Annotated in this window: 10 protein-coding genes; 6 read left to right on the top strand and 4 right to left on the bottom strand. The window is 68.5% G+C overall.

The genetic code is table 11. From position 1 onward, the window contains the following. Window positions 1–143 precede the first annotated feature (143 nt). Window positions 144–533 carry an SDR family NAD(P)-dependent oxidoreductase gene (locus JWQ90_RS19200; protein WP_299696626.1) on the top strand — a complete coding sequence of 130 codons (390 nt, stop codon included), beginning with the start codon at window positions 144–146 and terminating at the stop codon, window positions 531–533. A 57-nt stretch (window positions 534–590) separates the two neighbouring features. Here JWQ90_RS19200 and JWQ90_RS19195 read toward each other — a convergent pair whose 3' ends face one another. Beyond that, window positions 591–1,454, bottom strand: coding sequence for a class I SAM-dependent methyltransferase (locus tag JWQ90_RS19195; protein ID WP_299696625.1), 864 nt, complete (start codon window positions 1,452–1,454; stop codon window positions 591–593). A 304-nt stretch (window positions 1,455–1,758) separates the two neighbouring features. Here JWQ90_RS19195 and JWQ90_RS19190 point away from each other — a divergent pair, with 304 nt between their 5' ends. The 5 genes from JWQ90_RS19190 (at window position 1,759) to JWQ90_RS19170 (ending at window position 6,611) form a co-directional block, all read left to right on the top strand. Further along, window positions 1,759–3,147 carry a glycosyltransferase gene (locus JWQ90_RS19190; protein WP_299696624.1) on the top strand — a complete coding sequence of 463 codons (1,389 nt, stop codon included), beginning with the start codon at window positions 1,759–1,761 and terminating at the stop codon, window positions 3,145–3,147. Continuing rightward, window positions 3,144–4,187 carry a glycosyltransferase gene (locus JWQ90_RS19185; protein WP_299696623.1) on the top strand — a complete coding sequence of 348 codons (1,044 nt, stop codon included), beginning with the start codon at window positions 3,144–3,146 and terminating at the stop codon, window positions 4,185–4,187. Before JWQ90_RS19190 ends, JWQ90_RS19185 begins: the two co-directional genes overlap by 4 nt. Window positions 4,188–4,194: 7 nt before the next feature. Further along, window positions 4,195–5,682: a lipopolysaccharide biosynthesis protein gene (locus tag JWQ90_RS19180; RefSeq protein ID WP_299696622.1), complete on the top strand. Its 1,488-nt coding sequence runs from the start codon at window positions 4,195–4,197 to the stop codon at window positions 5,680–5,682. Window positions 5,683–5,775: 93 nt separating this feature from the next. After that, on the top strand, window positions 5,776–6,102 hold the full coding sequence (locus JWQ90_RS19175; protein ID WP_299696621.1) for a type II toxin-antitoxin system PrlF family antitoxin: 327 nt from the start codon (window positions 5,776–5,778) through the stop codon (window positions 6,100–6,102). Continuing rightward, complete coding sequence (locus tag JWQ90_RS19170; protein ID WP_299696620.1) at window positions 6,099–6,611, top strand: type II toxin-antitoxin system YhaV family toxin; 513 nt, start codon at window positions 6,099–6,101, stop codon at window positions 6,609–6,611. Before JWQ90_RS19175 ends, JWQ90_RS19170 begins: the two co-directional genes overlap by 4 nt. Window positions 6,612–6,639: 28 nt before the next feature. On the opposite strand, the gene JWQ90_RS19165 is transcribed toward JWQ90_RS19170, so the two are convergent. The 3 genes from JWQ90_RS19165 to ubiH all read right to left on the bottom strand — a co-directional run bounded on the left by JWQ90_RS19165 (window position 6,640) and on the right by ubiH (window position 10,344). Continuing rightward, entirely contained in the window at window positions 6,640–7,725 is a 1,086-nt protein-coding gene (locus tag JWQ90_RS19165; RefSeq protein WP_299696619.1) for a glycosyltransferase family 2 protein, read from the bottom strand. Window positions 7,726–7,973: 248 nt separating this feature from the next. Beyond that, window positions 7,974–9,131, bottom strand: a complete 1,158-nt coding sequence (locus tag JWQ90_RS19160; RefSeq protein WP_299696618.1) for an FAD-dependent oxidoreductase — start codon at window positions 9,129–9,131, stop codon at window positions 7,974–7,976. Then, on the bottom strand, window positions 9,124–10,344 hold the full coding sequence (gene ubiH, locus JWQ90_RS19155; RefSeq protein WP_299696617.1) for a 2-octaprenyl-6-methoxyphenyl hydroxylase: 1,221 nt from the start codon (window positions 10,342–10,344) through the stop codon (window positions 9,124–9,126). Before ubiH ends, JWQ90_RS19160 begins: the two co-directional genes overlap by 8 nt. Between the last annotated feature and the right edge of the window lie 18 nt (window positions 10,345–10,362).

Genomic DNA, 10,362 nt, shown 5'->3' with positions numbered 1-10,362 from the left:
TCCATTGATGAAACTCCTCTGCGTTTGCTTGGCGGCTCACGCTCCGGAGTTTCATTGATGGACCGCCCGATACGTCGAACGTCTACTGCCTCCCCGGCAGAGCCGGGGGGTCTCCCATCGGACTAGTGCCCTTGATCGCCTGCATGAAAGCCTCGGGCGGCGGGTTGATCGCCCATACCAATTCGCTGGCCGGATTCCTCGGCGTGCCGATGCAGGGCCCTTATTCCGCGGCGAAAGCGGCGTGCCGCCTGCTGCTCGACACCAGCCGCGCGGAACTGCGGCGCTACGACATCCGCTTCACCTCGGTGTATCCGGGCTTCATCGCCACCGAGCGCACCGCCGGCGACGGCATTCCGGCGCCGTTTGAAAAATCCGCGCAGGCCTGCGCGGCGCACATCGTCCGGGCGATGCAGCGCGAAGCGCGGGACGCGCTGTTCCCGTGGCAGACGAAATGGATGACGCGCGTGCTGCAATGGCTGCCCAAACCCTGGGCCGCGCAACTGATGCTGAAGCTGGCGCCCGCCGACTATTGAGCTTGGCCGAGCTGGTGGTGCCGGCGGCGTGATTCCCTGTAGGAGCGGCCTCAGCCGTCAGGCCGTCGCCAGCAGCAGCATCCAGCGCAGGCCGGCGAAGTCGAGTTCGCGCTGCCAGCGCAGCGTGTAGCCGCAGTCCGTGAACAGATACGGATAATTGTGCGACCAGGAGCGCTCGACGCCGTAGTTGCGCGACGCGAGCTGGCGATCGAGGTCATGGCTGCGGTCGACCGGCTCGACGATCGCGAACGCAGCAGGCCGCAGGCCGGCGAGGTATCGCAGCATCTTGCGCAACTTGGCTTCCGGGAAATATTCGAGCACGCCGGCGTTGCTGAATAGCGCCCAACCCGGCTGCGCCTGCGCCGGCAGCCAGGCGGCGGCGTCGCCGCTGTCGAAGCTCAGCCGCGAGCTGTCGCGATAGCACCTGCGGTTGCGCTCGGTCTGTTCGGCGCTCAGGTCCAGGCCGATCAGCCGCTTGGGTTGCGGCAGCCGCCGCTCCAGGTCGGCGAGCACCAGGCCGGAGCCGCAACCGATCTCGCACAGCGTCGTATACCGGCCCGGTATCGCCGACAGCTCGTCGTACAGCGGCGACACGATCGCGCTGTGGCGCTCGACCCACCATGATTCAAAGCGGGCCTGGGCCTGCTCGTGGAATGCGAGCGCCTGCCGGCCGGCCCAGAGCCAGTCGTGCAGACCGTTCAACTGATCCAGCGTGCCCAGCCGCTCATGGCGGCGCACCAGGCCTGCGATCAGCAGGCGGTCGGCCAAGCTCAGGTCATCGGCTACCCGGCCTTCGGCCAGGCTTGCGGCGCGCTGCGTCATCAGCGATGCCAGCACCACGCCGACGCCGGCCTTGAGCCTGCCTTTCAAGCCCGGCTGCTCGCTGCCCGCGAGCGGAAACCGGACGTCGTGGATGTCCATCAGCCCTCCTAGGCTTTTAGACCCGGCTGCGCACCGGAACGCCGTCTTTCTGACGCCGTGTTCAGCAAAAAATACGCCCGGTTTCTCAGCGGAACAAGACCGCAAAAGCCGATCGTGCAAGTCACCGATCCGCTTCGGAACCGGCCTGCTTTCTGCAAGCCAGACGCAGCACGGGTATCATACAAATCCTTGATATTGCTAACTTTTAAATCTCATGCAAAGTGGCCGGTGTTTTGCAGAGCGCGATGGGTAAAGCAGGCCTTTCCGAACCGGCCAGGATGCTGCGCGACACCGAACGGGGCCCATGAACAGCAGCCAGCCGAGAGCAGCCGACAACGACGCAAGGCCGCTGCGGCTGGCGTTCTTCGTTCATAGCTTTCCGCTGCTGTCGGAGGCTTTCATCATCAACCAGGCTGCGGCGCTGATTGCGCGCGGCCATCAGGTCGACCTGTACGCGGTGTGGGGCCGGCAGCCGCATGTGCCCGGCCAGTTTCCGATCGCCGAACGCGCCGGGCTTTTCCAGCGCTGCTTCGATCCCGGCTTTGCGGGCGCGCCGCTGACGCGGCTGGCCAACGCGGCGCGGCTGGCATGCACGCGCTTTGGCGGTCGCGGGCGCGTGCTGGGCCGCTCGCTGAACCTGTTCGAGCACGGCCGCTGGGCCGCGAACCTGCGCCTGCTGCACGAGGCGGCGATGCTCGACCGCGGGCCTTACGACGCGGTGCACTGCCAGTTCGCCGACCTGGCGCCGATCGTATTGCGGCTGCGCCGTATCGGCGCGTTCGACGCGCCGGTGATCACGCATCTGCGCGGCATCGACATCACCCGCCGGCCGCGCGAGCTGGGGGCCGAGACCTATGCACGGATCTTCGGCGAAGGCGAGCTGTTTCTGCCGAATTGCGAACGCTTCCGGCAGAAGGCGCTGGCGCTGGGCTGCGCGCCGCACAAGCTCGGCGTATTCCGCTCGGCGATCGATCTGAACGAGTTCGCCTACCGCGGCGCACGCGGCAAGCAGCGTGGCTGTGTGCGTCTGGCGCTGGTCGGCCGGCTGGTCGAGAAGAAAGGCGTGATCTACGCGATCGACGCGGTCGCCCGTCTGGTCGCGCGCGGGTTCGATGTCGATCTGCGGATCCTCGGCGACGGTCCGCTGCGCGCGCAACTCGAGTCGCGCGTCGCGGCTCTGAATCTGCGCGAATACGTGCAGTTTCTGGGCGCGCGTGGCCATGCCGAGGTCGTCGCGCTGCTGCAGGCCAGCGACCTGCTGCTGGCGCCGAGCGTCACCGCGGCGGACGGCGACGAGGACGCGCCGGTGAATACGCTGAAGGAGGGCATGGCGATCGGGCTGCCGGTCGTCGCCACCGCTCACGGCGGCATACCGGAGCTGGTCCGCGACGGACACAGCGGCCGCCTGGTCGCCGAACGGGACGCCGCCGCGCTGGCCGACGCGATCGCGGATCTGATCCGGCAGCGCGAGCAATGGGAGCAACTCGGCCGCAACGGACGCGCCTGCGTCGAAGCCGAATACGAGCTTGAAAGCCAGACCGATCATCTGCTGCGGATCGATCGTGCGCTGATCGAGCGCCACCGCGGCGCCGCTACGGCCGCGCCCAAAAACGAGTCGCCCATCGAGGCACCCATCCAGTCGCCAATCGAAGCGCCGCGACCCGCCATCGTGCTCGGCGAAACCGCGCCATGAACATCGAAGACCTAAGCCTGATCGTAATTCCACGCGAGCGCTTCAGCATGGCGCGGGAATCGCTGGAATCGCTGTACGCGAATTCCCCGCCGGGTTTTCGGCTGATCTACGTCGACGGCAACGCACCGCGCGAAGTCCGCGACTATTTGCGCGGCGCGCAAATCGCACGCGGTTTCGAGCTGATCCGCAGCGAGCATTACCTGAGTAACAACCGCGCGCGCAATCTCGGTCTGGCGCGCGTGCAGACCTCGTTCGTGGTGCTGGTCGACAACGATCTGATCTTCGCGCCCGGCTGGCTGCAAGCGCTGATGCGCTGCGCCGACGAGACTGCCGCCGACGTGGTCGCGCCGCTGATCTGCGAAGGCTATCCGGCGCATACGACGATGCATTACGCCGGCGGCGAATACGTGCCGGCCGACGAACTCGAAGCCTTCCATGGCGACCAGTCCGGCCAGCGCGAGCTGCGCGAAAAACAGTTCGGCCTGAAGCAGCCGCTGGCGCAATGGCGCGAGCGGCTGCAGCGCGGCGCCACCGGCTTCTGTGAGCCGCACTGCATGCTGGCGCGGATGAGCCTGCTGCGGCGGCTGGGCCCGCCGCCTTTCGACGAGGCGATGCTGGCGACCAAGGAACACCTGGATTTCTGCATGAGCGTGCGCGCGCTCGGCGGCAGCATCGTGTTCGAGCCCGCCTCGATGGTGACCTTCATGCTGCCGTGCCCGGCAAGGCCGCTGCGGCCGACCGACCTGCCGTTCTATTTCCTGCGCTGGTCCGACGACTGGCAGCATCGCAGCCTCGATCACTTCCGGCGCAAATGGCGGCTCGGCAAAACCGATTTCCGCACGCGCTACCTGGGGTCCGGCTACCGCCGCGACGATCTGGTTCGCGTGTATCTGCGCAAGCTGCCGCTGATCGGGCGCTACCGCGGCGCGGTCGAACTCTGCGTGCGCGCGCTGCGCAAGCTCGAGAAATTTTTGAACCGGCGCTACACCACCTGGTATCGATGGCGCCACGGTGCGCACTCGACGGTGACGCCGGTTTGAACCGCGCATGAAAGCCGATCCGCTGGCCCGGCGCATCGCTCACGGCGCGCTGTGGGCGTTCGCCTCGTCCTGGGCGCGCATCGTGATTTCGCTGCTCGCGTTCGCAGTGATCGCGCGCGCAATCGGCCCGGCGAACTACGGCCTCAACACCGGCGCCGGCGCGCTGGTCGCCTTGTTCCAGGTGCTGGTCGGGCCCGCCGCCGGCGAAGTGATCGTGCAGCGTCAGGACCTGCCGCCGAAGACCATCGCCGCCTACTTCTGGCTGCTGCTGGCCACTGGCATCGCGATCTTCGCTGTGCTGGCCGGCGCCAGCTCGCTGATCGCCGCCGCCTTCGATGCGCCGCTGATGGCGCCGGTGCTGATGGTCTACGCGCTGACGGTTCCGGCCACCGCGCTGCAGACGATTCCGGAAGCCAGCCTGTCGCGCGACCTGCAGTTCCACGCGCAGGCGCTGGCCGGCGGCGCCGGCGCCATCGCCGGCAGCGCGGTCGGCATCGGGCTGGCGCTGAGCGGCGCCGGCGTCTGGTCACTGGCCGCGCTGCAGTTGAGCCAGGCACTGGTGCAGGCCGCGGTGCTGTGGCTCGCGTCGGCGTGGCGGCCGGCGCGCGCTCCAGCCTGGAATACGCTGGCGCCGCTGCTGCGCTACTCGTCGAGTTCGATCGGCGTGCGCCTGCTCAACGAGTTCGACAGCCAGCTGCCGAAAGTCTTCATCGGCCACCTGCTCGGCGTCGCCGCGCTCGGATATTACGGCCTGGCACGGCGCGTGTTCGATCTGCTGAAGGACATGCTGATCGTGCCGCTGAACATGGTCGCGCTGCCGTCGATCGCCAAGGCCCGCGCACGCGGCGACGAGCTGCCGCGGCTGTTCGGCGCCGCACTGCGTGTCTCCACGTTCATCGCCAACCCGGCCTTCCTCGGCCTGATCGCGATTGCACCGCTGCTGATCCCGGCGGTGTTCGGCGCCGGCTGGCAGCCGACGGTACCGGCGCTGCAACTGATGGCGCTGCTCGGCCTGCGCAGCGCGGTCAACAGCTTCAACGGCGCCGTGCTGCGCGGCTTCGGCCGGCCGCTGCAGCAGCTTGGCGTCGCCGCGTTCGGCGTCGCGCTGCTGTGCGTGACCGTGCCGCTGGCGGCGCACTACGGACTGCTCGCGGCGATCGGCGCCGTGGTGTTCCGCAGCTATGCAACCTGGCCGATCGCGGCGCTGCTGGTGGAGCGCCTCGGCGTCTATCCCGCGAAGCGGCAATTCACCGCCGGCCTGCGCAGCCTCGGCGCCGCGCTGCCGATGGCGGTCGCGGTGTACGCGCTGTCACTGCTGCTGACGCCAGCGCTCGCACCGATCGCGGCACTGTGCATCGCGATGCCCGCCGGCGTCGCGCTCTACGCGCTGCTCAGCTATCTGTCGGCACCAAGGGATTTCCGGGAAGGCTTGGAAACTCTTCGCGCGATTCTGTCGAAGCGAGTGCCGGCGGCGGCAAGCTCCCCGGCCACCTGAACGGCACCCGCTTGCGAACCGCGGCGGGCATCGGCTTGTCGCGACAATGCATTCGCATTACCATCGCTGCAGTCCAGAATCTGCGGAGCCGCAATGGCCGCCACTCTCCAACTCGAATCCACCCTGACCGATCGCTACCAGACCACGGTGCCGGACGCGGTGCGCCGCGCCCTCAAGCTGGACAAGCGCGACAAGATTCGGTATCTGCTGCAGCCTGATGGCGCCGTGGTGATCGAGCGCGCGGGCAACAGCGTTTCGGATGACCCGGCGCTGGGCGCGTTTCTGGGCATTCTCGCGCGCGATCTTGCTATGCATCCGCAGCGGGTTTCTGGATTGAATGCCGGACTACGAAAGCGCATCCAAGCTCTGGCCGGAAAGGTCGATGTTGACCTCGACGCCGCCCTGCCCGACGAGGAATGAAGCCGGTCAAGCCCGCGCCACCGCTGACGGTCAACGGCTGGACCCTGTTCGCGCACCCCTTGTTCCTCGATCAGCTGGAGTCGCTGGTCGCCGCGGTTGAGAAACTGCGCGCAAAAGACCCGGCCGGCTACGTCCAGAAGAACGCCACCAAACGCCTGGCGGCGATTGCCAAGCTGGTGTTCGACGTCATCCCGCAAGATCCTGCGCGTCCCGAATATCGTCAGGGCAATACACTCGGCGACGAACACCGGTACTGGTTCCGGGCCAAGTTCTTCCAGCAATACCGCCTGTTCTTCCGCTACCACCAGCAGAGCCGGATCATCGTCTATGCCTGGGTGAACGACGAAGACACCAAGCGAGCGTATGACAGCGGTGACGACGCCTACCGTGTGTTCCGGCGCATGCTGGAAAGCGGTCATCCTCCGAACGACTGGGCGGCGCTGCTTGCAGAAGCCAAGAAAGAGAACAACCGATTGCAGAAAGCCGTTCCGCGTGCGAGGAACCGGTAGCACGGTATGCGCCGCGTGACGTCGTCGATCACGGCTCCCGCGCCTGCCTGATGCTCCAGCGGCTGCCGGCTCGTTCTTCGCTGGACTCGCTCGCAGAGACCTCGGCGTTCGGCTTGAACCGGTACGGCCACAGGCCGCGGCGCAGGCGTTTGAGCGCCGGCGGAATCTCGCCGCCGCCGAGCACCCGCACCAGCTGACGCAAGACCTTGTAAGGCCCGGCCTCGAAGCTGAAGCCGGCGACGAAATAGCGCAGCCCGCGCCAGCGCCGGCCGCTACTGGCGAACCGCACCGCCAGATCCCACAGGTAGTAGCCGCGCCGCGCCTGCGGCGACCAGTTGCCGCTGACTCGCACATACCATTCGCAGGACGCCTGCTGCAGCGCCGGATCGAAGCTGATGCGATCCGTGCGCCGGCGCGTATCGAGCACGTACAGCGGCTTGTCGACGCAGTGAAAGCGGGCTCCGGCGCGTTCCAGCTGCAGCAGGTAGTCGGTGTCCTGATTGACCCGCAGCGCCGGATCGAAGCGCACGCGCCGGCCGAGATCGCCGGCGACCAGCAGGCAGCTCGACAGCACCGTTGCCTGGCGCCCCGCATACACATAGTCGGCGATCGGCTGGCCGCTGCGCAGCCGCGGCTGTTCGACGACGAAAATGCCGAGGCCGAGGCCGTCGTCGCAGGCCGGCGGGCAGACGATGACGACGTCGTCGCGACCCAGCGCCTCGGCGGCTTCAAGCTGGATCCACAGCTTGTCCTGCAGCCACCAGTCGTCGGAATCCAGGAAGGCGATGTAGCGGCCGCGGCTCAGGCCGGCACCGCGATGCCGCGAATAACCGGCGCCGCACCGCTGCTCGTTCGGCAGCGAGCGCAGCCGCGGATCGGCGACCGACGCGAGCATCTCTGCAGTGCCGTCGTCGGAGCCGTCGTCGATCACCAGCACTTCCAGATTCGGGTAGGACTGCGTGAACACCGACTGCAGCGCACGCGCCAGCAGCTCGCGGCGGCTGCGGGTCGGGATCACTACCGAGACCAGCGCCGCGCCCTCGTAAGGCATGCGCCGGCCGCGTTCCGGGCTCGGATCGAGCGCCGGCCCGGACACCAGGTCGGGAAGCATCATCGCGAGGCTCCCCCACTGCGGCCGACAGCCGCCCGTCGCGCAGACCTGGCGCGGCACACAACCACTTGCTCCCTGTGTCGTCCGTGTTTGATGGCGTCGTCGCTTCGGTGCCGGGCTGTCCCATCGCCGGCCGAAGCACAGGCCGCCTCGCCCTGCAGGCAGAAGCAGCCGGAACGATCCGTCGATTCAGTGGCGACGCTAAATCAGGCCTGATTTACCCGGGATGAATCGCGCAGCCTCACAGCCTCTCAGGCCAGCGCGCGGCGAATCAGCGCCTGTTTGGCCGGCGCGGCGCGGTCGAGCATCGCCAGCCCGGCGTCGAGCAGACGCGGCAGGCCGGGGATCCGTGTGCGGAACGCGCGGTCGAGCAGGTCGGTCAGCGCCAGCATTTCCAGGTTGGCGGCTTTGCGCGCGCGCTCATAGCGGCGCAGCACGCGCAGCCCGGCCCAGTCGAGGCGCTGCGCGCGCGCCTCGACCAGGACCCGGCGCAATTCGGCGACGTCGGCCAGGCCCAGATTCACGCCCTGGCCGGCCAGCGGATGGATCACGTGAGCGCTGTCGCCGATCAGCGCCAGCGCATCGCGCACGTACTCGGTCGCATGCATCAGCCGCAGCGGGAACAGCGTGCGTGCCGTCGACCGCAGGATCGTCCCGGTCTCGAACTGCACCGCCGCTGCCAGCGCCCGATGAAAATCGTCGTCGGACAGTGCATGCACACGGCGCGCCTGTTCGGCCGGCAACGACCAGACGATCGATCGACGTCCGTCGGCCAGCGGAAGAAACGCCAGCGGACCACCCGGCAGAAAACGTTGCAGCGCAAGACCGCGATGCGGCTCGCGGGTCTGCACATGCGCGACCAGCGCGAGCTGCCGGTACTCACGCTCGGCGGTGACGATGCCAGCGCGTTCGCGCAGCGGCGAGCCGGCGCCTTCGGCGGCAACGACCAGCCGCGCCTGCAGTTCGCCGTCGGCCAGCTTCAGCAGCGCGCCATCGGCAAAAACCGCATCGTTTACCGGTGTATTCGGCCGCGCCACGCCGGGCGGCAATTGCCGCCACAACGCGGCCAGCAGCTGCACCTGCTCGGCGATCCAGCCGAGCTGGTTCTCGCCGACATCCGCCGCGCCGAAATTCAGACCGCGCTCGGGCGCCGATTCCCAGACCCGCATACCCTGATAGGCGCACAGGCGATCGCCCGGCAGCGCTTGCCAGATGCCGAGATCGCTCAACAATGCGGCCGACGACGGCGCGATGGCATAGACGCGCAGATCATAGTCGGCGCCCGGCATCGGCGGCGCAGCGCCGCGCTCCAGCAGGCGCACGTCGAAGCCGGCCTGGCTCAGCGCCAGCGCCGCGGCGGCGCCGACCATGCCGCCGCCGACCACCGCAATGTCGCAGCGATCAGCCACGGCGGCGCGCCAGTGGCGGTACCGCCGAGCCGTAGCCGAGGTTCTGCTGCAAGACCGCCTGCTTCAGCGGCGGCGTCAGGTCCAGAGCCAGCAAGCCGAGATGGCGCAAGGAGCGCAGGCCCGGCACCGCGTTGGAGAACACGCGCACCAGGCCGTCGGTAAAACCGGCGACACGCGCACGGTCGCTTTCGCGCTGGGCTTCGTAGCGCGCCAGCCGCTCGCTGGCACCGCGATCACCGGGCTCGGCGAGCACCTCGGCGAGCGTCGCCACGTCGCGCAGGCCAAGGTTGAAGCCCTGGGCTGCGACCGGATGCAGCGACTGCGCGGCATTGCCGAGAAACAGCACGCGCGGCGCGCTGATCCGCTCGCTGATCACGCGTTCCAGCGGATAGGCGGCGCGGCGGCCGAGTGCGGCGAAACGGCCGAGACGCTCGCCGAATGCGTCTTCGGCTGCCGCCAGAAAATCAGCGTCACTGAGCGCCAGATAGTCGCCGCATTGCTCGGTAGCGACCGTCCAGACCAGGGAGCAGGCATGGCCTTGCGCATCGTCGGGTTTCGGCAAGACCGCGAGCGGGCCCGATGGCATGAAGCGCTCGTAGGCGACGCCGCCATGCGCGCGCTGCGGCCGGACCGCGGTGACGATCGCACTCTGCTGGTAGTCGCGGGATGCGGCGCCGATACCGAGCAGCTCGCGCACCGTCGAGCGTGCGCCGTCGGCGGCGATGACCAGCTGCGCATGCAGTTCCGCCGGCCCGCCGGCCAGCTCGACGATCAGATGGGCGGCGTCGCCAGCCGGCTGCAGCGAGCGCAGCCGCGCCGGCGCCAGCGTTTGCAGCGAAGTCCTGACCGCGGCCTCGGCGAACACCGCGCCGAGCGCGCGCATCGGCACGTTGTAGCCGAGCGCCGGCAGGCCGGCCTGTTCGGCGGTGAAGCGCGCGACGCCGAAGCGGCCGCGCTCGGAAATATGCGTGGACCTGATCGGCTCGACCGAGGGCGCCAGCGCGTCCCACAGACCGAGGCTGGCGACAATCTGCTGCGAGGCCGCGTTGAGCGCGATGCAGCGCTCGTCCCAGCTTGGCGCGCTGCCCGGTGGCGTCGCCGCTTCGATCAGCACGATGCGCAGATTCAACGGCGCCAGCGCAACCGCGAGGCTGGCGCCGACCAGGCCGCCGCCGATGATCGCGATGTCGCAGGTTTGTACCGTGGACGTCACCCTGCCGGCTCGCGTAGG

This window comes from Hydrocarboniphaga sp., assembly GCF_028291725.1.
In the GTDB taxonomy this organism is placed as follows: domain Bacteria; phylum Pseudomonadota; class Gammaproteobacteria; order Nevskiales; family Nevskiaceae; genus Hydrocarboniphaga.
This window is presented reverse-complemented; position numbering and strand designations above follow the sequence as displayed.

Bases quoted from the DNA above. Each gene is read 5' to 3' on its own strand.
- JWQ90_RS19200 (WP_299696626.1), top strand. From the start codon at position 144: ATGAAAGCCTCGGGCGGCGGGTTGATCGCCCATACCAATTCGCTGGCC.
- JWQ90_RS19195 (WP_299696625.1), bottom strand. From the start codon at position 1,454: ATGGACATCCACGACGTCCGGTTTCCGCTCGCGGGCAGCGAGCAGCCG.
- JWQ90_RS19190 (WP_299696624.1), top strand. From the start codon at position 1,759: ATGAACAGCAGCCAGCCGAGAGCAGCCGACAACGACGCAAGGCCGCTG.
- JWQ90_RS19185 (WP_299696623.1), top strand. From the start codon at position 3,144: ATGAACATCGAAGACCTAAGCCTGATCGTAATTCCACGCGAGCGCTTC.
- JWQ90_RS19180 (WP_299696622.1), top strand. From the start codon at position 4,195: ATGAAAGCCGATCCGCTGGCCCGGCGCATCGCTCACGGCGCGCTGTGG.
- JWQ90_RS19175 (WP_299696621.1), top strand. From the start codon at position 5,776: ATGGCCGCCACTCTCCAACTCGAATCCACCCTGACCGATCGCTACCAG.
- JWQ90_RS19170 (WP_299696620.1), top strand. From the start codon at position 6,099: ATGAAGCCGGTCAAGCCCGCGCCACCGCTGACGGTCAACGGCTGGACC.
- JWQ90_RS19165 (WP_299696619.1), bottom strand. From the start codon at position 7,725: ATGATGCTTCCCGACCTGGTGTCCGGGCCGGCGCTCGATCCGAGCCCG.